We start from the raw sequence: 22868 nt of genomic DNA on the forward strand, positions 1-22868 counted from the left end.
GATGCAGTTCGGACGCACCTACGAGGAGTTCGAGGTCGGGGCGACGTACAAGCACTGGCCGGGCAAGACGGTCACGGAGTACGACGACCACCTGTTCTGTCTCCTCACCATGAACCACCACCCGCTCCACATGGACACCAACTATGCGGAGAAGACGACGGACTTCGGCAAGAACGTCGTGGTGGGCAACTACATCTACTCGCTGCTGCTCGGCATGTCCGTGCCGGACATCTCCGGCAAGGCGATCGCCAACCTGGAGATCGAGTCGCTCAAGCACGTGGCGCCGACCTTCCACGGCGACACGATCTACGGCCAGACGACCGTGCTGGACAAGTGGCCGTCGAAGTCGAAGAACGACCGCGGCATCGTCTACGTCGAGACCAAGGGCTACAAGCAGGACGGCACCCTGGTGTGCGTCTTCCGCCGCAAGGTCATGGTGCCCACCGAGACGTACATCAAGGAGCGCGGCGGCGAGCAGCCCGGCCGCCCGGAGCTGAACGACCCTTCGGAAAAGACGGAGAAGTAACCATGGCGCGCCTCGCCCAGACCGCCGGTCTGACCGACGTCCAGCAGGAGATCCTTTCCACCGTCCGCGACTTCGTGGACAAGGAGATCATTCCGGTCGCGACCGGGCTGGAGCACCGCGACGAGTACCCGCAAGCGATCGTGGACGGCCTGAAGGAACTCGGCCTGTTCGGTCTGATGATCCCCGAGGAGTACGGGGGCCTGGGCGAGTCGCTCCTGACGTACGCGCTGTGCGTGGAGGAGATCGCCCGCGGCTGGATGTCGGTGTCCGGCATCATCAACACCCACTTCATCGTCGCGTACATGCTCAAGCAGCACGGCACGCAGGAGCAGAAGGACCACTTCCTGCCCCGCATGGCGGCCGGCGACATCCGCGGCGCCTTCTCCATGTCGGAGCCGGGCCTCGGCTCCGATGTGTCGGCGATCACGTCGAAGGCGGTGAAGGACGGCGACGAGTACGTCCTGAACGGCCAGAAGATGTGGCTGACGAACGGCGGAACGTCGTCCCTCGTCGCCGTTCTGGTCCGAAGTGACGAAGGTCACCCCGAGGGCACGGCCCCGCACAAGTCGATGACGACCTTCCTGGTCGAGAAGGAGCCCGGCTTCGGTGAGGTCCGCCCCGGCCTGACCATTCCGGGCAAGATCGACAAGATGGGCTACAAGGGCGTCGACACCACCGAGCTGATCATGGACGGCCTGCGGGTTCCGGCCGATCGGGTGCTCGGCGGGGTCACCGGCCGAGGTTTTTACCAAATGATGGACGGAGTGGAGGTCGGCCGCGTCAACGTGGCGGCCCGCGGCTGCGGAGTCGCGCAGCGCGCCTTCGAGCTGGGCGTTCAGTACGCCCAGCAGCGGCACACCTTCGGCAAGCCGATCGCCCAGCACCAGGCCATCCAGTTCAAGCTGGCCGAGATGGCCACCAAGGTCGAGGCCGCGCATGCCATGATGGTGAACGCGGCACGCAAAAAGGACTCCGGGGAGCGAAACGACCTCGAGGCAGGCATGGCGAAGTACCTCGCCTCCGAGTACTGCAAGGAGGTCGTGGAGGACGCCTTCCGGATCCACGGCGGCTACGGCTTCTCCAAGGAGTACGAGATCGAGCGCCTCTACCGGGAGGCCCCGATGCTGCTGATCGGTGAAGGCACCGCCGAGATCCAGAAAATGATCATCGGGCGCAGGCTGCTCGAGGAGTATCGATTCCAGGGCTGATTGTCCGGAAACGGGGTGTTTTCTTCGAGAAGAAGATCACACCCCGTCGATACCCTTCAGCCGCCGACTCGGCTTCCTGGCTTGCCCAGTTGTGACCTGCGACCGGTACGATCCCGAGAAAGCCGCCGTCCCCCGTCAGAGCGCGGCATCATCCGCTACGAAGGTCATCCATGCCCCACAGCCAAACCTCTGCACACCGCGACAGCCTGGTAGGCGCACGCCTCGCGCGCGGAGCATCGCCGTGGCTTCTCCCGACCGTCGCCACCGCAGCCCTCAGCCTGGCCCGCGCCCGCCGCTCGGGCGCGGCCAAGGCCGTCGCCGTGCCCGTCACCGCTCTCGCGGCGGGCATGCTGTGGTTCTTCCGCGACCCCGAGCGCGAGATCGCCCCCGGCCGGGTCATCTCGCCCGCCGACGGCGTGGTGCAGAGCATCATGCCGTGGAAGGACGGCCGCACCCGCGTCGCGATCTTCATGAGCCCGCTCAACGTGCACGTGAACCGCGCGCCGCTCGCCGGCACCGTGACGTCGGTCGAGCACATCCCCGGCGGCTTCGTTCCCGCGTTCAACAAGGAGAGCGAGAACAACGAGCGCGTAGTCTGGCATTTCGACACCGAACTCGGCGACATCGAGATGATCCAGATCGCCGGCGCGGTGGCCCGCCGCATCGTGCCGTACATCCCCGAGGGCACGAAGGTCGAGCAGGGCGACCGCATCGGTCTGATCCGCTTCGGCTCGCGTGTCGACCTCTACCTGCCCGAGGGCGTGGAGGTCGCGGTCGAGGTCGGACAGAAGACCGTGGCTGGGGTGACTCGCATTGACCGTGATTGATCCGGAGACCCAGGCGGGCTGGGTGCCCGAGGCCGACGACGTGGACGACGAGGAGGAGATGCCTCTTTCTCTCCGCCTGTCGATAGCGGACACCCTGACGCTGGGCAACGCCACGTGCGGGTTCATGGCGGTGTACTTCACCACCACCGGCATCCTGATCCCGCACCTCACCGGCAGCCAGGAGTCCGGCATGGCCCGCCACAGCGCGGCCACGGCGGTCATCCTGATGCTCTGCGCGGCGGTCTTCGACCTGTTCGACGGCCTGGTCGCGCGGAAGCTGCGCTCGTCGCCGATGGGCGCGGAGCTGGACAACCTCTCGGACCTGATCAGCTTCGGCCTGGCGCCCGCGTACTTCGTCCTCGTCTACGGCATGGTCGCGGACGACGCGCACCAGAGGGTGGCGGCGCTGGGGGCGATCGTGGTGCTCCTCGCGGTGGTGCTCAGGCTGGCGCGGTTCAGCTGCGTGACGGTGAAGGACGGCACGTTCCAGGGCATGCCTTCGCCGTTCGGCGCGCTGACGGTCGTCTCGATCGTCCTGCTGGAGCTGCCCTTCGTGGCCACCCTGCTGGCGATCCTGGGCACCGCGTGGCTGATGGTGAGCCGCGTCGAGTACCCGAAGCCGCGCGGCCGCCTCGCCGGGGCGATGCTCTCCTGGATCGTCCTGTCGATGGGCCTCCTGGCCGCCTGGGCCTTCGAGGCCCCGAGCGGGCAGCTGCTCCTGCAGACCGGCTGCGCGCTGCAGCTCGTCATGGGCGCGGTGATCCCGCTGTTCGCCACGGCCCGCCGGGTGAACAACTTCCGCGACAACCGCCGCGAGTCGCGGGCGGCCCAGCTGCCCTAGCGCCCTCGCCGGCACCGACGGGTGTGGCCCGAGTCCTGAGGACTCGGGCCACACCCGTTTCGCGTGCAGGAGCTGCCCGGTTCCCGTCGGCCGATCAAGGACTTCCGGACAGCACCGAGTCGCGGAAGGCGGCTTCCCGCCCCGGCCTCAGCGCAGCAGGTCCCGCGCGATCCGCTCCGCGACCCGCTCCAGGATCGGCCCCGCGTCGGCGATGCACTTCGCGACGTCCGGCTCGACGGACGTCAGCGGGTACGCCCGGCCGATCCCGGCCCGCCGCAGCGCCTCCTCGGGCAGGGCGAGCCGCCCGCACACCGCGACGACCTCCTTGCCGGCCGCCCGGGCCGCGGCGGCGACCCCCGCCGGAGCCTTGCCGTGCAGGGTCTGCTCGTCCAGCGAACCCTCACCGGTGATCACCAGCGAGGCGCGCGCCAGCGCCGGGGCGAAGCCCAGCACGTCCAGCATCACCTCGATCCCGGGGCGGAACCGGGCGCCCAGCAGGAGGGCGCCGTAGCCGATGCCGCCGGCCGCGCCCGCGCCCGGCGCCGCCGCGAAGTCGGCGGCACGCGGGCCCACGGTGGTCTCCAGCACCTCGGCGAAGTGCGCGAGCGCGGCGTCCAGGGCGGTCACGTCGTCCGGAGTGGCGCCCTTCTGCGGGCCGTACACCGCGGGCGCGCCCTTCGGGCCGGTCAGGGGGTTGTCGACGTCGCTGGCGAGGACCAGTTCCACCGAGTCGAGGCGTGGGTCGAGGCCGGTCAGGTCGGCCCGCGCCAACGCGGCGAGGCCGCCGCCGCCCGGCGGCACCGGCTCCCCGTCCGAGTCCAGGAACCGGGCGCCCAGCGCCGACAGCATCCCGGCGCCGCCGTCCGTCGTGGCGCTGCCGCCGACGCCGAACACGATCGTCCGCGCGCCCGCGTCCAGTGCGGCGCGCAGCAGTTCCCCGGAGCCGTACGTCGACGCGGTCAGCGGCGCGAACCCCCCGGCCGGCAGCCGCTGCAGCCCGCTCGCCTCGGCCATCTCCACGACCGCGGCGCCGTCGCGCAGCGCGTACGCGGCCGTGACCTCCTGCCCGAGCGGCCCGGCCACCCGGACCTCACGGCGTTCGAAGCCGGCCGCGACCGCCGCGTCCACCGTGCCGTCGCCGCCGTCGGCCACCGGCAGCGCCTCGACCTCCAGATCGGGCACGACCCGGCGCAGCCCGGCCGTGACCCGCTCGGCGACCCGCACGGCCGTCAGTGAGCCCTTGAACTTGTCCGCGGCGATGAGCACCCGACGGGTCCCGTTCACTGCAGCGTCCGCCACCTTGCATTCCCCTTGCTCTCCGGGCCCCGCGCACGTCGGGGCCAGTCGCGCCGCTGTGACCTTAACCGCAGGACGTCCGCGCCGCCATGCCCTGCCCGACCCGTGGGAAACGGCTGGGAGGCGGCCGGGGAAAGCGGGTAGGCACCAGCCATGGGTGACCTCGACAACGGGCCGGACCTCGCCGACCGCGTCCACGGCGGCTGGCTCGGCCGGATCGCGGGCAACATGCTCGGCAAGCCGGTCGAGCAGGGCGAGGTGTGGACACGCGCGCGCATCGACCGCTATCTGCGCCGGGCGGCGGCGCTGCCGCTCACCGACTACCTGCCCGAGCCCACCGACCCGGCCGACGCCGCCCTGCTGCGGCCCGAGTGGCGCCGGTGCGTGCGCGGCCGCGTGCGGGGAAGCTGCCGGGACGACGACGTCGACTACGCGATCCTCGGCCTGCACCTGCTGGAGACCCACGGTTTCGGCTTCAGCACCGAGCAGGTCGGCGACCTGTGGCTGCTCGGGCTGCCGTACCTGCAGACCTTCACCGCGGAACGGGCCGCGTACCGCAACCTCGCGAACGGTCTGAAGCCGCCGCTGACGGCGACGTACGACAACCCGTACCAGGAGTGGATCGGCGCCCTGATCCGGGCCGACGTGCACGGCTGGACCTGCCCCGGCGACCCGCGCCGTGCGGCCTCGCTGGCCCGCCGGGACGCGGTGCTGTCCCACACCGGCAACGGCGTCTACGGGGCGATGTGGGCGGCCGCGCTGATCTCCGCGGCGTTCACCGCGCCGGACGTGCGCGACGCGCTGGAGAGCGCGCTGGCCGTTATCCCGGCGAGCAGCAGGCTGGCCCGTACCGTGCGCCGGGTGACGTCCCTGCACGGGACCCGGCTGTCCTGGGCGGAGACCCTGGACACGATGTCCGAGGAGACCGCCGGCCTCGGCTGGATCCACACCGTCCCCAACGCGGCCGTCCTGACCGCCGGGCTGCTGTACGGCGACGGCGACTTCACCAGCACCATCGCCCTCACCGTCCGCGGCGGCCTGGACACCGACTCCAACGGCGCGACGGCCGGTTCGGTGGCCGGGGTGATGACCGGCGCGGCCGCGATCCCGGCCCAGTGGACGGAGCCGCTGCGGGACACCGTGCGCAGCGCCGTCTTCGGCTTCGACGGGGTACGGATCAGCGCACTGGCCGAACGCACCGTGCGCCTGGCGACAGCCGGGCTTTAGCCATCCGGTATCCGGATACCCTTCCTGGATGACCAGCACGGACACCTTCGCCGCGTACATCGCGAGCCTGCCGCGGGTCCTCGCCGCGGCCGCCGCGCTCTTCCGGGACCCCGAGGGGCGGGTGCTGCTCGTCGAACCCAACTACCGCGAGGGGTGGGCCCTTCCGGGCGGGACCGTCGAGTCCGACGACGGGGAGACCCCGCGCCAGGGCGCCCGCCGCGAGACGCTCGAGGAGATCGGCCTGGACCGGGAGCTCGGCCGGCTGCTGGCGGTGGACTGGGTGCACGGCACGGGCCGGCCACCGCTGGTGGCGTACCTGTACGACGGCGGAGTCCTCACCGGGACCGAGTTCGACGCCATCCGGCTGCAGGAGGAGGAACTCCTGTCCTGGCGTCTGGTGCCCCGCGAGGACCTCCCCGACCACCTGCCCGGCGCCCTCGGCCGCCGGGTACTGGCCGCGCTGGACGTCCTGGCGGAGGGCGCGTGCACGGCGGAGCTGGAGAACGGCCACCGGGTCGCCTGAGGGTTCAGCCCTCCGGGTCCGGGGGCCCGGCGTCCACGTCGCGCAGCGCCTCCTCGGGCTCGGCGACGCGTGCCTCGGTGCGGTGCCCGCGCTGGATGTAGTCACGGACCACGAGTTCCACGGCGTCCTGCGGGTTGCCGACCCCCGCGAGCACCATGACCTCGACGACGAGCTGGGCGTCGAGCGAGACGGTCACCTTGGCCATGCCGGGACGCTAACAGCCGGCGCCCGTCGCCGAGACCGTACCCGGAGATATCCGCTCGCGGTGCCCTCGATCGCCGTCCTACCCTCGGCCACATGACCAAGCCCCTCGTCGCCCTGCTGAGCGGGGCCGGCATCTCCACCGACTCCGGCATTCCCGACTACCGCGGCCCCAACGGGCTGTGGCGGCGGGACCCGGAGGCCGAGAAGCTCGTGACGTACGAGTACTACATGGCCGATCCGGAGATCCGGCGGCGGTCGTGGCTGATGCGGCGCGCGAGCGGGGCGCGCGACGCCGAGCCGAACGCCGCGCACCGGGCCGTGGCCGGGCTGGAGCGCTCCGGGGTCCCGGTCAGGGTCATCACCCAGAACGTGGACGGGCTGCACCAGCTCGCCGGGCTGCCCGGCCGCAAGGTGCTGGAGCTGCACGGCACCGCACGGAGCGTGGTGTGCACCCGGTGCCATGCCCGGGGGCCGATGGAGGACGCCCTCGCCCGCGTCGAGGCCGGTGAGGACGACCCGCCGTGCCTGAAGTGCGGCGGCATCCTCAAGTCGGCGACCGTGATGTTCGGCGAACGGCTCGACCCGGTAGTCCTCGGCGAGGCGGTCGCCATCACCAAGGCCTGCCAGATCTTCATCGCCGTCGGCACCAGCCTCCAGGTCCAGCCCGCGGCCGGCCTCGCGGGCGTGGCCGCCGACCACGGGGCGCGGCTGATCATCGTCAACGCAGAGCCGACACCGTACGACGACCTGGCCGACGAGGTCGTCCGCGAGCCGATCGGCACGGCGCTGCCGGCGTTGCTGGGCCGGCTGGGCACGCCCGAGGAGGGGCGTGAACGGTCGCGCGGCGCGCGCTAGAACAGGGCCGTTCCCCGTTCGAAGTCGAGCAGGCGGCGCTTGCGGTCGAGGCCGCCGCCGTAGCCGGTGAGGCCGCCCGCGGCGCCGATGACCCGGTGGCAGGGCACGATGATGCCGATCGGGTTCCTGCCGTTGGCGAGCCCGACCGCGCGGGAGGCCCTGGGGTTGCCCAGCTCGGTGGCGAGTTCGCCGTAGGAGCGGGTCTCGCCGTAGGGGATGCGGGTCAGCCGGTCCCAGACGCCGCGCTGGAACGAGGTCCCGGACAGCCGGAGTTCGAGGGTGAACTCCTTCAGCTCGCCTGCGAAGTAGGCGGAGAGCTGCTCCCCGGCCTCGGCGAAGGGGGTGTCGTCGGGGTCGCCGAAGGTCTCCTGCGCCGGGCGGTGGCGCTGCCCTGCCATGTAGAGGCCGCACAGGACGCCGTCCTCGGCGACGAGGGTGAGGGGCCCGTAGGGGCTGTCGATGACGGTGTGCTTCTTCACGGTGAAGCTCCTCAGGCGGGCAGGAAGTTGATGGGGTGGCCGTCCGTCGCCCACAGGTACTGGACCGCGTAGGCCCGCCAGGGGCGCCAGGACTCGGCGCGGGCGGTGAGCGCGGCCGGGGTGGCGGGCAGGCCCAGTTCCCGGGCGGCGCGCCGGATCCCGAGGTCGGTGGGGAGGAAGGCGTCGGGGTCGCCGAGGGCCCGCATGGCGACGACGTCGGCCGTCCACGGGCCGAAGCCGGGCAGGCCGAGCAGGCGGGCCCGGGCCTCCGCCCAGTCGGACTCGACGCCCAGGTGGAGGGTGCCGTCGGCCAGTTGGCGCACCAGGGTGGTGAGGGTGGCGCGGCGGGTGCGGGGCATGGCCAGGGTCTCGGGGTCCACGGCGGCCAGTGTCTCGGGGGACGGGAAGAGATGGGTGAGGCCGCCCTCGGGGTCGTCCAGGGGTTTGCCGTGCGCGATGACCAGGCGGGCGGCGTGGGTGCGGGCGGCGGCCGTGGAGACCTGCTGTCCGAGCACGGCGCGGACGGCGAACTCGGCCTCGTCGACGGTGCGCGGCACCCGGCGGCCGGGCGCCCGGTCCACCAGCGGCGCGAGCAGTGGATCGGCGCGCAGCCGCTCGTCGACGGCGACGGGGTCGGCGTCCAGGTCGAGCATGCGCCGGCAGCGGCTGATGGCCACGGTCAGGTCGCGCGGGTCGCCGAGGGTGAGACGACAGGCGACGTGGTCGGGGCGCGGGGTGAGGGCGACGATGCCGTGTCCGTACGGCAGCCGCAGCGTGCGCCGGTAGGCGCCGTCCCGCCACTCCTCCACGCCCGGTACGGCGGTGGCGGCGAGGTGGCCGAAGAGGTTGTCGGGGTTCAGCGGGGCCCGGAACGGCAGCCGCAGCGAGAGGGTGCCGGGGGTGCTCGCCGCGCGGTTTCCCGGCACCCGGGCGCGCAGCTCGCTCGGGGAGAGCGCGAAGACCTCGCGGACGGTGTCGTTGAAGGCGCGGATGGAGGAGAAGCCGGCCGCGAAGGCGATCTCCGCCATGGGCAGCGGGGTCGTCTCGACGAGCAGCCGCGCGGTCTGCGCCCGCTGGGCCCGGGCCAGGGCGAGGGGTCCGGCGCCCAGCTCGGCGAGGAGCTGACGCTCGACCTGCCGTGAGCTGTAGCCGAGCCGGGCGGCCAGCCCGGGTACTCCCTCGCGGTCCACGACCCCGTCGGCGATCAGCCGCATCGCCCGGGCCACCAGGTCGGCGCGCTGGTTCCACTCCGGGGAGCCGGGGCTGGTGTCGGGACGGCAGCGCTTGCAGGCCCGGAACCCTGCCTGCTGGCAGGCCGCCGCGCTCGGCAGGAACGTCATGTTCTCCGCCTTCGGCGGGACGGCCGGGCAGCTCGGCCGGCAGTAGATGCGGGTGGTCAGGACGGCTGTGAAGAACCATCCGTCGAACCGCGCGTCCTTGGAGCGCACGGCGCTCACGCAGTGCTCCCGGTCGAGGTGCATCCCTGTCTGCATGGGTCAAGGATCGGTCACCGCGGGGGGCGCTCGCTGGCGGGAATCCGACACGTACGTCGCGGTGGCCGGGCGGCAGCCGGTTCGCCCCGCCCGAAGGTCAGCCCGTCCGCTCCCCGTGCCGGAACCGGGCTATCCACTCGGACGTGGCCCGCAGCCCGCCGAAGGTGTAGAAGTGCACCTTCACCCTGCCGTGCCGGGCGGGGTCGTGGCGCCGGGCGAGGGCGTGCAGGAAGCGGTCGGGGCCGGCCGTGCCCATGAGGTTGGTCAGCGAGAAGCCGTACTTGCGGGCCACGGCGGCGCTGGTGGCGACGCCGAAGCGGGTGGCGTAGGTCATCAGCCGGCGGACCCCGGCGGGGCCGGGTACGCCGATGCGGACCGGCAGGGCGACGCCCCGGGCGCGGACGGCCTCCAGCCAGCCGAGCACCGGGTCGACGTCGAAGCCGAACTGGGTGATGACGTCGCCGGTGAGCCGTTCGGCGTCGAGGACCGACGACTTGTCGGTGAGCGCCGACCACAGCGTGCGGTCGGTGATCGCGGGGTGCCCCTCCGGATAGCCGCTGATGCCGATGTGGCGTACGCCGTGCCGCTGGAGGAGGCCAGTGCGGATGACGGAGAGGGCGTCCGGGTACGGGCCCTCGGGGCGGGCGGGGTCGCCGCCGACCACGAACACGTTTTCGGCGGTGCCGTCCGCGGCCAGGCCGGCCAGGAACTCCTCCAGGTGGCCCCGGGAGGGCAGGCGGCGGGCGGAGATGTGCGGCACCGGGACGAAGCCGAGCCGCTTGACCGCGCGGGCGGCGGCCAGCCGGGTGGCGAGGTCCTCGCCCGCGAGGAAGGTCACGTTGATCCGCGTGCCCGGCGGGATGCTGTGGCGCGCCTCCTGAAGCTTCGGCACGTCCTTGCCGGTCATCTCCAGCGAGAAGTCGTCCAGCAGCGAGGTGCCCACCGCGGGCGGGGCGGTGAGACCGGGGTTCATCGTGCTCCTCGTGCGGCTCCTGCCACCGCTTTCGGCGTCGGTCCTGACCGGGGCCGATGATGTCACGCGCGGTGCGGGCGGCGCGGAGCAGGGGGGCGCACGGGGTCCGGGACCGGCGGTTCCGCGCCTGTTTCCGCCCCGGTCCCAGGCGGCGTGCCGGCCGTCGCGGTCCCCGGCGCGGTGCCGGCCGTCGCGTCCCCGGCCGCCGTGCCGCCCGGCGCGCGGGGCAGCCGGGCCGCCGCGGCGAGGCCGCCGAGGCCGATCACGCCGAGGGTGATCATCGCGGCGGCGTAGGCGCCCGTGGTGAGCCCGGCGACCAGGATGGTGCCGGCGATGGCGGTGCCGAAGGACGAGCCGAGGTTGGACACACTGCGCGACAGGCCGGAGATCTCGCCCTGCCGCTCCTCCGGGAAGCTCGACTGGACGACGTTCACCGACGGGGTCAGCATCACGCCGAGTCCCAGCCCGATGAACAGCAGCCCGGGTACGAAGGCCCAGGCGGTGGAGAAGGCGGCGACCAGGGCGACCAGGACCGCCACGCCCGCGACGGAGAGCGCGAAGCCGGCCATGATCAGGGTCCGCTGCGACCGCCGCTGGGCCAGCCGCTCGGCGGCCAGCGAGGTCAGCAGCAGCCCGAGCGTGGCCGCCGTGAAGATCACTCCGGTCTGGATGGCGTCGTAGCCGCGGACCACCTGGAGGTAGGCGGCCACCGTGAAGGACGTGCCCATGAGCAGCAGCCACTGCACGTTCTGCGTGATGAGCCCGAGGTTGGAGGTGCGGTCGCGGAACAGGCTCAGCGAGAGGAGCGGCTCGCGGCCGGCCCGTTCCTTCGCGCGCGTGGACCGGAAGAACCAGGCGAGGACGAGGCCGCCGAGGACGAGCAGCGCGATCATCAGCCAGACGTCGTTGTCCGCCGCCAGGATGCCCATGACGATGAGCACCAGGCCGGCGGCCGACAGGACCGCTCCCACGGTGTCGAACGCGCGGTGCGGGTCCGGGGGCAGGGGGTCCTCGATACCGCGGCTCAGCCACACGATCAGCGCGATGACCAGCGCCTGGAACACGAAGGCCGCCCGCCAGCTGATGCCGGTCGTGATGAGTCCGCCGATCAGCGGACCCGCCGCCGCGCCGATGCCGCCCAGCGCCATGATGACCCCGAAGGCCCGGGCGCGGGAGGTGACGTCGGGGTACAGCAGCGTGGTGAGGATGTAGACCGGCGGGATCAGCAGGGCGGTGCCGACGCCCTCGAGGATCGAGTTGCCGAGGATGAGGACACCGAGCCCCGGTGCCCCCGCGCACAGCAGTGCGCCCACGGCGTAGACGACGAGACCGGCGAGGAAGCACCGCTTGCGGCCGTAGCGGTCGGTGATCTTGCCGCCGGGGATCATCAGCGCGGCCATGACCAGCAGGAAGAGGGTGATGGAGACCTGCACCCCCTGGACGGTGGTGTCCAGGTCCTTGCTGATGTCGTTGATCATCACGTTCATGTTGGAGCCGGCGAAGCTGCAGATGAACTGGGCGAGGGCCAGCGCGGCGAGGACCCGCCGCTCCCCCGGCGGGACCTTGGCCGGCACCGGCTGCTCAGTCACCCTCGGTGCCTCCGTCCGTGGTTTCGGGCGGCACCTTGAAGCCGTGGACGCCGGGGTGCCGGGTTCCGCCGTCGCTCGGCATCGTGCTCGCCCGGCTCAGCTCCTCGTCGAGCGCCATGGCGGCGGTGACGAGGGAGAGGTGGGTGAACGCCTGGGGGAAGTTGCCGAGTTGCTCGCCCGAGGGGCCGATCTCCTCGGCGAACAGGCCGACGTGGTTGGCGTAGGTGAGCATCTTGTCGAAGGCGTGCCGGGCCTGCAGGAGCCGGCCGGAGCGGGCGAGCGCCTCGACGTAGAGGAAGCTGCAGAGGTTGAACGTGCCCTCGGAGCCGCGCAGTCCGTCGGGGGACGCGGCGGGGTCGTACCGGTAGACCAGGCTGTCGCTGACCAGTTCCTCGTCCATGGCGTCGAGGGTGCTGATCCAGTCCGGGTCGTGCGGGGAGAGGAAGCCGACCCGGGGCATCAGCAGCAGCGAGGCGTCCAGCACGTCGGTGTCGTAGTGCTGCACGAAAGCCTTCCGCTTGTCGTGCCAGCCGCGCTCGGTGATCTGCTCGAAGACCGCGTCCCGGGCGGCGGTCCAGCGCTCGATGTCGGCAGGCCGGGAGAACTCGGTGGCCGCGCGGATGCCCCGGTCGAACGCAACCCAGGCCATCAGCCGGCTGTAGGTGAAGTTCTGCCGGCCGCCGCGGGTCTCCCAGATGCCCTCGTCGGGCCGGTCCCAGTTGTCCGCCAGCCAGTCCAGCACACCTCTCAGCGCCCTCCAGCCGCGTATCGCGCCGACGTCCTCGCCGACCACGAAGGCGTCGGAGGCCTCGCCGTAGATGTCGAGCTGGAGCTGGTCGGCGGCCGCGTTGCCGGCCCGTACCGGCCGTGATCCGCGATAGCCCTCCAGGTGGTCGAGGATCTCCTCGGTCAGATGGGGGTCGCCGTCCACCCGGTACATGATCTGCAGGGGGTCGCCCGAGGCGGTGCCGCCGGCCTCGACTCGGTCGCGCAGCCAGCGGCGGAACGCGTACGCCTCCTCCACGAACCCCAGGTCGATCAGGGTCCCCACGGACAGGGAGGCGTCCCGGATCCAGGTGTAGCGGTAGTCCCAGTTGCGCTCCCCGCCGACCTGCTCGGGCAGTCCCATGGTGGCCGCGGCGACGGGTGCCCCCGTCGGCGCGTACGTGAGCATCTTGAGTGTGATCGCCGAGCGGTTGACCGCTTCCTGCCAGCGCCCCCGGTAGGTGCAGGACCGCAGCCAGGAGAGCCAGAAGTCGCGGCACCGCTCCACGTCCTCGGCGACGCCGGAGAGGGACGGCGCCTCGGGCACCGGGGCTACCCCCTCCGTGGTGGTCAGCACGACGGCGGCGGCCTGACCCGCGGAGAGGGTGAAGCGGGCGGTGACGTCGTCCTCGTCGGCCCGCAGCGTGATGCCGCCGGTGGTCTGGACGTGCAGGTCCGTGCCCGGGCCCCGCAGGACGGCCGCGTGGCCGTCCGTGAGGGCGAGGGAGTGCCGGGCGCGCCCGTAGTCGAAGCGCGGCCGGCAGCTGAGGACGAAGGGCAGGGTGCCCCGCACGACCCGGGCGACCCTGATCAGCCGGTGCCGGTCGGTGGGCTCCGGCGAGTCGATGGGCACCATGAAGTCGGCGACCTCACCGACGCCGCCCGGCCCCATGAACCGGGTGACCAGGATCGCCGTGTCGGACAGGTACAGCTGGCGCACCGACATCCCGTCGCCCTCCGGGTGCTCCGCCGCCAGCCGACAGTGACCGCCGCGCTCGCTGTCCAGCAGTGAGGCGAAGACGCTGGGCGAGTCGAAACGGGGGGTGCACCACCAGTCGACGGTTCCGCCGGACGACACCAGGGCCGCCGTCTGGAGGTCACCCACCATTCCGTGCTCCGCGATGGGCGGATACCTGTCCATGCGTCCTCCTCGCGCACCGGTGACGGCGCGTGGCCCTCTAGGTCATCGCGGAGGCGTCGTCACGCTTGACGACGCACAGGGCCCAGATGATGAAGCCGGACAGCGCGATCATCAGGACCGACCAGACCGGGTAGTACGGCAGGGACAGGAAGTTCGCGATGATGACGAGCCCGGCGATGGCCACGCCGGCGACCCGTGCCCACATCGACGGCCCGAACAGACCGACGCTGACGGCCACCGCGATCACACCGAGTACCAGGTGGATCCAGCCCCAGCTGGTGAGGTCGAACTTGAAGACGTAGTTCGGGGTCAAAACGAAGACGTCGTCCTGGGCGATCGCCATGATGCCGCGGAACAGGCTGAGCAGCCCTGCGATCATGAGCATGATGCCCGCGAAGGCCGTCAGGCCACCGGCCCACTGCTGCTCGGCGGTCCGGGTGTGCGTGCTGGTGCGCGGTGACGCGGTCATACCAGTGCCTCCATTCGTCGTGGTGGGAGGTGCTCAGTGTCCGGACGAGGTCGGTACCCCGCGAGCGGGCTGCTGCGCCGTCCCCGAGCCCGTGGCGGTGCCGGTGGCCGTGCCGCCGCCGCTGAGGACCAGTTCCTTGGCCCTGCGGAACTCGTCGTCGCTGATGTCGCCGCGCGAGCGCATCTCGGACAGCTTGGCGAGTTCGTCGGCGCTGCTCCTGCGGTCCGCGCCGCCCAGCGCGGTCTCCCGGACGTAGGAGTCGAAGGCGGCCTGCTGGGCGCGCGCCTGCTCCTGCTCCCGTTTCCCCATGCCCTTGCCGCGGGCGATCAGGTAGACGAGGACGCCCAGGAAGGGCAGCGCGATCACGAAGAGCGTCCAGCCGGCCTTGGCCCAGCCGTTCATGCCGTCGTCGCGGAAGATGTCGACGATGATCCGGAACAGCAGGACGAACCACATGATCCACAGGAAGAACACCAGCATCGTCCAGAAGGCGCTCAGCAGTGGATAGTCGTACGCGAGGTAGGTCTGCGCGCTCATTTCTCTCCTCAGTCCGGGGCTCCGGCCCTGTCGAGCCGACCGGGCCGGTGTGTGCCGATCTCAGCGTGCGCGGGGCGGGGCGTGGTGACCTCACCCGAGGCGGGTGATCGTGGCCGCTGCGCCACCGCCGTCCGGCGGCACCCGGAGCGGCGGGCCAAAACCGCCGGGCGCCCGCGCGGCGGCGAGCCGGGGTCGCCCGGCGTGGCGTCGCACGGGGTGTCTCATGACGCGCTCGGCGGGGTGGCCCGTGCGGTCGCCTTCGCCTGGCGGTCCGCGCCGCGCAGCGCCGACCGCCAGGCGAAGGCGACCGCGAGCTCGACCAGGCCCAGCAGCACGAGCCACAGCCCGAGCAGCCGGGTCAGCGCCCGCGCCGACTCGGTGGGCAGGACCAGCACCACGATCCCGGCGACGATGCCGAGCAGCGCGGCGCCGAGGACCACCCCGCGGTGCGGGAGGTCCTCGGCGGAGATCGCGGTGTAGAGCGTGAGGATGCCCGACGTCAGCCAGGCGAGCCCGACGATCAGTGACAGCGCGGTGATGGTCTGCAGCGGGTTGCGCAGGCAGAGCACCCCGGCCAGGACGAACAGCAGCGCGATGAGCAGCCCGGGCAGCCGTTCCCCGGCTCCCTCCAGAGAGAAGGCCGTGACGAATCGCAGGGCGCCGATGAGCAACAGGTAGAGGCCGATGAGAACGGCCAGGACGTGCAGGGTCTCGTCCGGCCAGACGAGGATCAGGACCCCCGGAACCAGCGTCACGAGCGCCGATCCCAGGATCCAGAGCCACGACCGGGCGAGCACCGTCATGGACTCCCCCGGCCCCGGCCCCGGTCCCGCGGCCGCCCCGCCGAACGCATGCGACGGTCCGGTGCCCGGTGTCGTACCACGCGGCTCGGTCATGGCTCCTCCTCGCGTGACCGACGGGGCGTCTGCCGGGCCGCCGGTGGGGCGGCGCGCGAACCCCTCAGCGGCAAGCATTCCGCTCCGGCAGGGGCGAGGGATCACCCGTGGTGGGTGATCCCTCCCACCGGCCGGAACGGTGGGGTGGAGTGGCACGGGGGTGAGGCACGAGGAGGGCCCACATCATGACCGCACCGAGTGCCGTCACCGTCTCCCGGTCACTGGCCGACCGCGCGGCCCGGGGCAGGAACGCCCGCTCCCGCGTCCCGCGTTCGGGCCACGGCGTCTTCGGGCCCGCGCCGGACCGGCCGGACGTGGTCGAGGTGCTGGAGCGTCAGTCCGCCACCCGGGTACCGGAGTTGGTGCCGATCCGCTACGGCCGGATGCTCGAGTCCCCGTTCCGCTTCTACCGCGGCGCCGCGGCGGTCATGGCGACGGACCTCGGTCCGCTGCCCCGCACCGGGCTCCAGGTGCAACTGTGCGGCGACGCCCACCTGCTGAACTTCCGGCTGCTGGCCTCACCGGAGCGCCATCTGGTCTTCGACATCAACGACTTCGACGAGACCTTCCCGGGCCCGTTCGAGTGGGACGTCAAGCGGCTGGCGGCCAGCTTCGTGATCGCGGGCCGGGCCGACGGCTTCTCGGTCAGGCAGCAGAACGAGGCCGTGCTCCGCTGCGTGCGGGCCTACCGGGAGCGGATGCGGGAGTTCGCCCGCCTGCGCACGCTCGACATCTGGTACGCCCAGGACGACGCCGACCGGATGCGCGCGCTGCTGGCCTCCTCGATGGACAAGGCGGGCAGGCGCCGTACCGAACAGGCGACCGCGCGCGCCCGCTCACGCACCTATGTGCAGGCCTTCGCCAAGCTGACCACGCTCACGCCGCAGGGACGGCGGATCGCGGCGGACCCGCCGCTGATCACTCCCCTGCGGGACCTGGAGGCCGGCAGACCGGCGGAGCAGGAGGACCGGTACCTGCAGGCGCTGCTGGATCAGTACGCGCGCACGCTGCCCTCGGAGCGGCGGCATCTGCTGGGCCACTACCGGCTGGTGGACGCCGCCCGCAAGGTGGTGGGCGTCGGCAGTGTCGGCACCCGCTGCTGGATCCTGCTGCTGCTCGGCCGGGACGACGACGATCCCCTGCTGCTGCAGGCCAAGGAGGCCCAGGAGTCGGTGCTGGCGCCGTACACGGACGGGGAGCGGTACGACAACCAGGGGCACCGGGTGGTGGCCGGCCAGCGGCTCATCCAGACGACCAGCGACATCTTCCTGGGCTGGACCCATGTCATCGGCCTCGACGGGCGGGGCCGGGACTTCTACGTGCGCCAACTGCGGGACTGGAAGGGCATTGTCCGCCCGGAGACCATGGACCCGCCTCTGCTGAACCTGTTCGGCCAGGTGTGCGGGGCCTCGCTGGCCCGGGCCCACGCCCGCTCCGGCGACCCCGTCGCCATCGCCGCCTACCTCGGCGGCGGGGACCGCTTCGACCGCGCGCTGCCCCACTTCGCGCAGGCGTACGCGGACCAGAACGAGCGGGACTTCGCGGCGCTGGGCGAGGCCGCGCGCTCGGGGCGGATCCGGGCGGCGGATGTGTGAGTCACGGCGGCAGGCCGGGGAGGAGGCGGGTCGAGGCGGCGGAGACAGGGGGCGGACCAGGGGGCGGGCCAGCGGACCAGGGGGCGGGCCAGGGTCGAACCCCGGCCTTCACTCGGGGACTTGCCGCATCTCCACGACCCGCAGTCCCAGTGACTGGAAGCGGACCAGCAGCCCGTAGAGATGCGCCTGGTCGATGATCCGCCCGAACAGGACCGTCTGGCCGGACATCATCACATGGTCCAGTTCGGGGAAGGCCTTGGTCAGGGTCTCCGACATGTGTCCATCGACGCGGATCTCATAGCGCATGTGCCGTTCTCCCGCCGCGGGCCGCCTGCGGTCTCACCTGCGATCCTGCTCCGCCCCCCGCGCCCCGGACCTCACCCGGCGCAGGTGATACGGGGGACGGTGGCCGGGGACACCGGGCGGGTGCGGGGGCGTCAGTGGGTCAGCGCGATCTTGAAGGCGATGATCACCAGGCCGAGCAGCAGATTGACCGCCGCCGTGACGGACACCAGCCGCCAGGACGCTCCCGCCTGCCGTGCGCCGACCGCCGACCAGCCCACCTGGCCGGCCACGGCCACCGCGACCGCGAGCCACACGGCGCCCGCCACGTCCAGTCCCAGCAGCGGGCTCACCGCGACGGCGAGGGCCGGCGGGACGGCCGCCTCCACGATCGGCCACTCCTCGCGGCACACCCGCAGTATGGTCGGCCGGGTCAGCGACCGCTGTGCGAGCCGGGCGCCGAACAGCGTGGCGTGGACGTGCCCGACCCAGAAGACGAGACCGGTGAGCACCAGCAGCAGCACCAGCTGTACCCGGGGGAACTTGCCCAGGCCGCCGGCGCCGATGACCACCGACGCGGCGAGCATCGATCCGTAGACGGCGCCCGTGTAGTCGGCGTGGCTGCGGCGGCTGTCACGTTGTGTCCGTGCGGTGGTCGGGCGGGTCGAGGACATCGGCACATCCTTTCGCGCTCACAGGACCGGGTCGCCGGCGCCGGCCGGAGCGCCGCGCTCCGGCCGCTCGGCACCACGCTCCGGCGCCGACGGCAGGCCGGGCGTGACGAGGAAGCTCGCGAGGGTGATCGCGCCGGTGGCGAGGATCGCCGCCTTCAGACCGTCGAGCTGCGCCGAGGCGTAGGAGCCGGTGATGGCGTCGACCTCGGCCGGGGGCAGCCCGGCGTGCTGGGCCGCCGAGCGGACCTGGTCGGTGGGCACGAAGGTGAGGCCGGCTTCGAGGGCCACCCCGGTCTGCTGCTTGGTCTGCGCCGACAGCAGCGGATCGTTCTCCACGTCCGCGGTGAAGGCGTGTGCCAGCGCTCCGATCAGCACCGACCCGATGAGCGCGGTGCCCAGCGCCGACCCGAGGTTCTGCGCGGTGAACTGCAGGCCGCCGACCTCGCTGCGCTCCTCCTCGCCCACGCTGGACTGCACGACGTTGCCGAGCTGCGAGGCGAGCAGGCCCATGCCGATGCCGAGCACGGCCATGGCGGCGGCGAACTGCGCGTCGTCGATGGCGGGCTTGATGGTGGCCAGCAGCCACACGACGGCCACGGTGAGCGTCAGCAGGGCCAGCCGTACGACCCGGCGCGGCCCCAGGGTCCGGCCGAGCCGGGCGGCGGTCAGCGACGTGACGAGCATCGTGATGGACACCGGCAGCAGCCGCAGTCCCGTCTGGAAGGCGTCGAACCCCTGCACCACCTGCAGGTACAGGGGGATCGTGAAGAACAGCCCCAGCAGGATCAGGTTCTGGCTCAGCAGGGTCAGCAGCCCCGACCGCAGGGGCGGCACCCGGAACAGCGCCAGGTGCACCAGCGGGTCGGCGCCCCTGGCCTCCCGTGCGCGGTCCCAGCGCACGAAGAGGTACAGCACGGCCACCCCGGCGCCGATGACGAACAGGGTCGGCGCGAAGCCGAGGACGGTGAAGGGCGGGTTGCGCGGCTGCACCCAGCCCCAGGTGCTGCTCTGCAGCACCCCGAGCACGCCCAGCGCCAGCCCGGCCGCCGAGAGCACCGCGCCGACCACGTCCATCCGGGGCGCAGGTCCGGTCCGGCGGGACTCCTTGATCACCCGGTGGCAGCACAGGACGGCGACCACGACCACGACCTCGCCCGCGAAGACCAGCCGCCAGGTCAGATACGTGGTCACCCAGCCGCCCAGCAGCGGACCGACCGCGATCCCCGCACCGGCCAGTCCGCCGATGATGCCGTAGGCGACCGCCCGGTCCTTCCCCCGGTAGGACTCGGCGACCAGGGCCGCCATGGCCGGCAACACCATCGCGGCGCCGAGTCCCTCGATGACGGACCAGCCCAGGGCGAGGACCCACAGCGTGGGCGCCAGGGCGGTCAGGGCCGACCCGGTGCCGTACACGACGAGACCGAGGAGGAAGAGACGGCGGCGGCCGTGGATGTCGCCCAGCCTGCCCCCGATGATCATGAACGCCGCCATCACCAGCGCGTACAGGGTGATGACGGCCTGAATGGCGGTGACCTCGGTGTGGAAGTCCTCGACCAGCCGGCTGATGGAGACGTTCATGACGGACGTGTCCAGCACCATGAGGAACTGAGCCGTGCCCAGCACCATCAGCGCTCGCCAATGTCTCACGCTCTCCACCTCGCCGATCCGTGCCGGGGTCAGATCAATCCGCGATCGCGTGCCCGCCGCACCGCGTCGCCGCGCCGGTTCACGCCGAGTTTCCGGTAGACGCTCTTGAGGTGGGTCTTCACGGTGTTTACGGACACGTACAGGTCGGCGGCGATCTCCTCCGTGGACATCAACTGGGCGAGCCGGCCCAGCACCTCGCGCTCGCGGCCGCTCAGCTCCTCGACGACCAGCGGCGCGGGCTCCGCGGCCGTGCCCGGACGGGCCCGCGCGGTGGGGCCGCCGGGGGTGAGCCAGCCTGCGGCCAGGGCCAGCAGGGGCGGGGTGTCCAGGAGGTGCCGGATCCGCGGTCCGGACTCGATGAAGGGGCGCCGCAGCCCTTCCCCGCGGGCGTCCAGCAGGGCCCGGGCGAGCAGTTTGCGGGCGGTGGCGTCGTCCCCCTGCTCCTGAGCCACCCGCGCGCGCACCAGCGCGGCCCGGACGGTGACCCCGGGGCCGGTGCGGTTCCCGCCGTTCACCAGGTCGAGGAGACCGATCGCAGCGTCGCGGTTGCCGGCGTCCAACTGGGCCCGGGCCAGCTCCGCCGCGTACGCGGGCTCGCCGTCGTACGGCACGTCGTCCAGCACCTTCGCGGCGCAGTCCGGCCGGCCCTCGGCCAGGTGGGCGGCGGCGGTGACCAGCGCGGTGTGCACCTCCGCCCACGGGGAGGCCGTCAGGGCCGGTACGGCGGGATCGGCCACGGCCGCGGCGGCCCTCGGCTCGCCCCGCGCGAGCAGCAGCCGTGCCGTCGCCAGGGACCGGCCGGCGGCGGTCACCGGGTCGAGCGGGACCGTCCCGGAGCCGGCCGTCTCGTCCAGCAGGCCGCGGGCCCGTGCCAGGTCGTCGCGTTCGACGGCCACGGCGGCCAGCACCAGTTGTCCCAGCCCGGGGCCCGAGGGGCGGCCCAGACCGAACCGTTCCGTCTCGTGCAGCGCGGCCAGCGCCTGGCGCTCCGCCCGGCCGAGCCAGCCGTTCAGGTAGTCGATCAGGGCCAGGTGCCCGAGGGAGTCCTCCCGGGGCAGCGCCGTCGACGCCCCGCCAGGGCAGCCGGCCGCCTCGGTCAGGGCGTCGCGCGCGTCGTCGAAGCGACCGGCCCAGAGCCGGGCGGAACCCAAATGGGTGAGCAGCAGGGCGGTGAGTTCGGGGTGCTTCTCCAGGAGGTGGCCGGGGACCTCGTCGCGCAGTTGGCCGGCCTCGGCCACCGCCTTCTCGGCGCGGCCGGGCGATCCGGTCAGCCGCGCCGCCAGGGCCTCCAGCAGGACGCAGCTCAGCCGCCCCGCCGCGTCGGCCGGGAGCGCGGGCGGAACATCCCCGGGGTGCCGGCCGTGCCCGGAGCGCCGGCCGCTCTCGGCGCGCAGGCCGTCCTCGGCCCGGCGCAGATGACTCAGGCCGCGGTCCACGTCGCGCCCCGACAGGTCGCGCGCGGCGCGCACCAGGTCCGCCGCCGCGCCCGGGACCTCGGGGCCCATCCGGGTGAACAACTCGGTGAGGTCGTCCGCGCGCAGGCCGGTGAAGAGCTGGCCGATCGCCAGGTCGTCCACGAGGGCACGGGTGGTGAACTCCCAGTCGCCCGCGGCGGCTCCGTGCGCCAGTGCCTCCGGCAGCGAACCGGAGGCACGCAGCCAGCGCGCGGCACGCCGGTGGAGTTCCGGTTCGAGGCCGGGCGAGCGGACCCGCAGATGGGTCCGGAGGATCTCACCGAACAGCGGGTGCAGCCGGTACCAGGAGTGCCCGAGGTCCTCCACGAACGCGTTCTGGGTGTGCAGTCCGGCCAGCTCGGGCTCGACGCCGTAGGTGCCGGTCAGCGCCTCGGCCAGCGTGGGGCAGAACCGCTCCATGACGCTGACGCGCAGCAGCAGTTCCTGGGTCCGGGACGGCTGCCGTTTCAGCACCTCGGCGAGGAGGAAGTCGGCGATCGTGCTCCGGCCCGCCTCGAAGTCGGCCAGATACGTCTCGGGGTCCGGGCGCTGCTGGGCGGCCATGGCGCACAGACGCAGCCCGGCGGCCCAGCCGCGGGTGCGCTCCACCAGGGCGCGGGTGGCCTCGGCGGAGAGCCGCAGGCCGTGCCGGTCCAGGAGGGCGGCCGCCTCGTCGGCGGTGAAGGCCAGCTCGGCGTCCCGGATCTCGGTCATGGCCGCGGCGGCCCGGTACCGGTGCAGCGGCAGCAGCGGCTCGGTCCGGGTGACGAGGATCAGGCGCAGTCCCGGACCCGCGTGGTGCAGGACGAACTCCAGTTGCTCCGCGATCCGCGGGGCGGTCACCCGGTCGAACTCGTCGAGCACGAGGACGGCGGGGCGCGCCCGCCCGCTCAGCTCGTCGGCGAGGCGGGCCAGCAACGTGTGCTCCACCCGGCCGGCGTCCCCGGGGCAGCCGATCCCGGCGGGCAGCGGTATGCCGGCGGCGCGCAGTGCCTGCAGGACGTAGGCCCAGAACACTCCGCAGCCCTGGTCCTCCGCCTCGTTGGTGAACCAGGCGACCGGCTGTCCGAGCCGGGCGGCCCAGTCGGCGACCAGCAGGGTCTTGCCCGCGCCCGCCGAGCCGTTGACCATCGTCAGCGGGGTGCCGAGGGCCTGGTCGAGGTGTTCGGTCAGCCGCCGCCGGCGCAGGAAGGTGGCCGGCCTGGCGGGCAGGGCGAAACGGGTCTGCAGGAACGGCTCTCCCAGCGGGTCGACGTACCCGACGGCACTTCCCCGTGTGTTCTCGTGTCTCGCAGCCACGGGGTCTTCACCCCCGTCCGACAGCCGATGGACGCTTGCTCTCCTCGATCAGCATCGCAGTGTTCCCG

General features: G+C 72.6%; 22 protein-coding genes. 8 read left to right on the forward strand and 14 right to left on the reverse strand.

The features are described 5' to 3' along the window. The first annotated feature begins 1 nt into the window (after window position 1). The 4 genes from AB0924_RS12400 to pssA all read left to right on the forward strand — a co-directional run bounded on the left by AB0924_RS12400 (window position 2) and on the right by pssA (window position 3402). Entirely contained in the window at window positions 2-526 is a 525-nt protein-coding gene (locus AB0924_RS12400; protein ID WP_358927759.1) for a MaoC family dehydratase, read from the forward strand. A 2-nt stretch (window positions 527-528) separates the two neighbouring features. Further along, on the forward strand, window positions 529-1734 hold the full coding sequence (locus AB0924_RS12405) for an acyl-CoA dehydrogenase family protein (RefSeq protein WP_358927757.1): 1206 nt from the start codon (window positions 529-531) through the stop codon (window positions 1732-1734). Window positions 1735-1904: 170 nt separating this feature from the next. Next, window positions 1905-2561: a phosphatidylserine decarboxylase gene (locus AB0924_RS12410; protein WP_199212681.1), complete on the forward strand. Its 657-nt coding sequence runs from the start codon at window positions 1905-1907 to the stop codon at window positions 2559-2561. 22 nt (window positions 2562-2583) lie between these two features. Beyond that, window positions 2584-3402 carry a CDP-diacylglycerol--serine O-phosphatidyltransferase gene (gene pssA / locus AB0924_RS12415; protein WP_366911378.1) on the forward strand — a complete coding sequence of 273 codons (819 nt, stop codon included), beginning with the start codon at window positions 2584-2586 and terminating at the stop codon, window positions 3400-3402. A gap of 147 nt (window positions 3403-3549) precedes the next feature. Here pssA and AB0924_RS12420 read toward each other — a convergent pair whose 3' ends face one another. Beyond that, window positions 3550-4686 (reverse strand): glycerate kinase, encoded by a 1137-nt coding sequence (locus AB0924_RS12420; RefSeq protein ID WP_358928080.1) that lies wholly within the window; start codon window positions 4684-4686, stop codon window positions 3550-3552. Window positions 4687-4851: 165 nt separating this feature from the next. On the opposite strand from AB0924_RS12420, the gene AB0924_RS12425 reads away from it, so the two are divergent. Next, on the forward strand, window positions 4852-5925 hold the full coding sequence (locus AB0924_RS12425) for an ADP-ribosylglycohydrolase family protein (protein WP_366911332.1): 1074 nt from the start codon (window positions 4852-4854) through the stop codon (window positions 5923-5925). 28 nt (window positions 5926-5953) lie between these two features. Continuing rightward, window positions 5954-6448, forward strand: a complete 495-nt coding sequence (locus tag AB0924_RS12430) for an NUDIX hydrolase (RefSeq protein WP_358927752.1) — start codon at window positions 5954-5956, stop codon at window positions 6446-6448. A 4-nt stretch (window positions 6449-6452) separates the two neighbouring features. Here AB0924_RS12430 and AB0924_RS12435 read toward each other — a convergent pair whose 3' ends face one another. Beyond that, window positions 6453-6653 carry a DUF2191 domain-containing protein gene (locus AB0924_RS12435; RefSeq protein ID WP_366911333.1) on the reverse strand — a complete coding sequence of 67 codons (201 nt, stop codon included), beginning with the start codon at window positions 6651-6653 and terminating at the stop codon, window positions 6453-6455. 92 nt (window positions 6654-6745) lie between these two features. On the opposite strand from AB0924_RS12435, the gene AB0924_RS12440 reads away from it, so the two are divergent. After that, window positions 6746-7507 (forward strand): Sir2 family NAD-dependent protein deacetylase, encoded by a 762-nt coding sequence (locus AB0924_RS12440; RefSeq protein WP_366911334.1) that lies wholly within the window; start codon window positions 6746-6748, stop codon window positions 7505-7507. On the opposite strand, the gene AB0924_RS12445 is transcribed toward AB0924_RS12440, so the two are convergent. The 8 genes from AB0924_RS12445 to AB0924_RS12480 all read right to left on the reverse strand — a co-directional run bounded on the left by AB0924_RS12445 (window position 7504) and on the right by AB0924_RS12480 (window position 15849). Beyond that, window positions 7504-7986 carry a methylated-DNA--[protein]-cysteine S-methyltransferase gene (locus tag AB0924_RS12445; RefSeq protein WP_358927747.1) on the reverse strand — a complete coding sequence of 161 codons (483 nt, stop codon included), beginning with the start codon at window positions 7984-7986 and terminating at the stop codon, window positions 7504-7506. The genes AB0924_RS12440 and AB0924_RS12445 overlap by 4 nt on opposite strands. A gap of 11 nt (window positions 7987-7997) precedes the next feature. Next, on the reverse strand, window positions 7998-9479 hold the full coding sequence (locus AB0924_RS12450) for an AlkA N-terminal domain-containing protein (RefSeq protein ID WP_358927746.1): 1482 nt from the start codon (window positions 9477-9479) through the stop codon (window positions 7998-8000). 97 nt (window positions 9480-9576) lie between these two features. Further along, window positions 9577-10452 carry a methylenetetrahydrofolate reductase gene (locus AB0924_RS12455; protein ID WP_366911336.1) on the reverse strand — a complete coding sequence of 292 codons (876 nt, stop codon included), beginning with the start codon at window positions 10450-10452 and terminating at the stop codon, window positions 9577-9579. 62 nt (window positions 10453-10514) lie between these two features. Continuing rightward, a complete protein-coding gene (locus tag AB0924_RS12460) occupies window positions 10515-12041 on the reverse strand; it encodes an MFS transporter (protein ID WP_366911337.1) in 1527 nt (508 codons plus the stop codon). Next, the gene (locus AB0924_RS12465) at window positions 12034-13947 is read right to left on the reverse strand and encodes a glycoside hydrolase family 15 protein (RefSeq protein WP_366911338.1); all 1914 of its coding nucleotides are present in this window, start codon (window positions 13945-13947) and stop codon (window positions 12034-12036) included. Before AB0924_RS12465 ends, AB0924_RS12460 begins: the two co-directional genes overlap by 8 nt. 37 nt (window positions 13948-13984) lie before the next feature. After that, window positions 13985-14416 (reverse strand): hypothetical protein, encoded by a 432-nt coding sequence (locus AB0924_RS12470; protein WP_358927738.1) that lies wholly within the window; start codon window positions 14414-14416, stop codon window positions 13985-13987. 33 nt (window positions 14417-14449) lie between these two features. After that, entirely contained in the window at window positions 14450-14953 is a 504-nt protein-coding gene (locus tag AB0924_RS12475) for an SHOCT domain-containing protein (protein WP_358927736.1), read from the reverse strand. A 221-nt stretch (window positions 14954-15174) separates the two neighbouring features. After that, complete coding sequence (locus tag AB0924_RS12480; protein WP_358927734.1) at window positions 15175-15849, reverse strand: DUF308 domain-containing protein; 675 nt, start codon at window positions 15847-15849, stop codon at window positions 15175-15177. A gap of 185 nt (window positions 15850-16034) precedes the next feature. Here AB0924_RS12480 and AB0924_RS12485 point away from each other — a divergent pair, with 185 nt between their 5' ends. Further along, the gene (locus AB0924_RS12485; protein WP_366911339.1) at window positions 16035-17444 is read left to right on the forward strand and encodes a DUF2252 domain-containing protein; all 1410 of its coding nucleotides are present in this window, start codon (window positions 16035-16037) and stop codon (window positions 17442-17444) included. 108 nt (window positions 17445-17552) lie between these two features. On the opposite strand, the gene AB0924_RS12490 is transcribed toward AB0924_RS12485, so the two are convergent. The 4 genes from AB0924_RS12490 to AB0924_RS12505 all read right to left on the reverse strand — a co-directional run bounded on the left by AB0924_RS12490 (window position 17553) and on the right by AB0924_RS12505 (window position 22800). After that, complete coding sequence (locus AB0924_RS12490; protein ID WP_351671639.1) at window positions 17553-17750, reverse strand: hypothetical protein; 198 nt, start codon at window positions 17748-17750, stop codon at window positions 17553-17555. 131 nt (window positions 17751-17881) lie between these two features. Beyond that, window positions 17882-18400: a hypothetical protein gene (locus tag AB0924_RS12495; RefSeq protein WP_358927729.1), complete on the reverse strand. Its 519-nt coding sequence runs from the start codon at window positions 18398-18400 to the stop codon at window positions 17882-17884. Between the two features lie 18 nt (window positions 18401-18418). Further along, entirely contained in the window at window positions 18419-20047 is a 1629-nt protein-coding gene (locus tag AB0924_RS12500; RefSeq protein WP_366911340.1) for an MFS transporter, read from the reverse strand. 29 nt (window positions 20048-20076) lie between these two features. Beyond that, window positions 20077-22800, reverse strand: coding sequence for a LuxR C-terminal-related transcriptional regulator (locus AB0924_RS12505; RefSeq protein ID WP_366911341.1), 2724 nt, complete (start codon window positions 22798-22800; stop codon window positions 20077-20079). Window positions 22801-22868 lie beyond the last annotated feature (68 nt).

Origin of the sequence: Streptomyces sp. NPDC047869, assembly GCF_040704065.1 — a bacterium.
Classification (GTDB): domain Bacteria; phylum Actinomycetota; class Actinomycetes; order Streptomycetales; family Streptomycetaceae; genus Streptomyces.

Bases quoted from the DNA above. Each gene is read 5' to 3' on its own strand.
- AB0924_RS12400 (WP_358927759.1), top strand. From the start codon at position 2: ATGCAGTTCGGACGCACCTACGAGGAGTTCGAGGTCGGGGCGACGTAC.
- AB0924_RS12405 (WP_358927757.1), top strand. From the start codon at position 529: ATGGCGCGCCTCGCCCAGACCGCCGGTCTGACCGACGTCCAGCAGGAG.
- AB0924_RS12410 (WP_199212681.1), top strand. From the start codon at position 1,905: ATGCCCCACAGCCAAACCTCTGCACACCGCGACAGCCTGGTAGGCGCA.
- AB0924_RS12425 (WP_366911332.1), top strand. From the start codon at position 4,852: ATGGGTGACCTCGACAACGGGCCGGACCTCGCCGACCGCGTCCACGGC.
- AB0924_RS12430 (WP_358927752.1), top strand. From the start codon at position 5,954: ATGACCAGCACGGACACCTTCGCCGCGTACATCGCGAGCCTGCCGCGG.
- AB0924_RS12435 (WP_366911333.1), bottom strand. From the start codon at position 6,653: ATGGCCAAGGTGACCGTCTCGCTCGACGCCCAGCTCGTCGTCGAGGTC.
- AB0924_RS12440 (WP_366911334.1), top strand. From the start codon at position 6,746: ATGACCAAGCCCCTCGTCGCCCTGCTGAGCGGGGCCGGCATCTCCACC.
- AB0924_RS12450 (WP_358927746.1), bottom strand. From the start codon at position 9,479: ATGCAGACAGGGATGCACCTCGACCGGGAGCACTGCGTGAGCGCCGTG.
- AB0924_RS12455 (WP_366911336.1), bottom strand. From the start codon at position 10,452: ATGAACCCCGGTCTCACCGCCCCGCCCGCGGTGGGCACCTCGCTGCTG.
- AB0924_RS12465 (WP_366911338.1), bottom strand. From the start codon at position 13,947: ATGGACAGGTATCCGCCCATCGCGGAGCACGGAATGGTGGGTGACCTC.
- AB0924_RS12470 (WP_358927738.1), bottom strand. From the start codon at position 14,416: ATGACCGCGTCACCGCGCACCAGCACGCACACCCGGACCGCCGAGCAG.
- AB0924_RS12475 (WP_358927736.1), bottom strand. From the start codon at position 14,953: ATGAGCGCGCAGACCTACCTCGCGTACGACTATCCACTGCTGAGCGCC.
- AB0924_RS12480 (WP_358927734.1), bottom strand. From the start codon at position 15,849: ATGACCGAGCCGCGTGGTACGACACCGGGCACCGGACCGTCGCATGCG.
- AB0924_RS12485 (WP_366911339.1), top strand. From the start codon at position 16,035: ATGACCGCACCGAGTGCCGTCACCGTCTCCCGGTCACTGGCCGACCGC.
- AB0924_RS12490 (WP_351671639.1), bottom strand. From the start codon at position 17,750: ATGCGCTATGAGATCCGCGTCGATGGACACATGTCGGAGACCCTGACC.
- AB0924_RS12495 (WP_358927729.1), bottom strand. From the start codon at position 18,400: ATGTCCTCGACCCGCCCGACCACCGCACGGACACAACGTGACAGCCGC.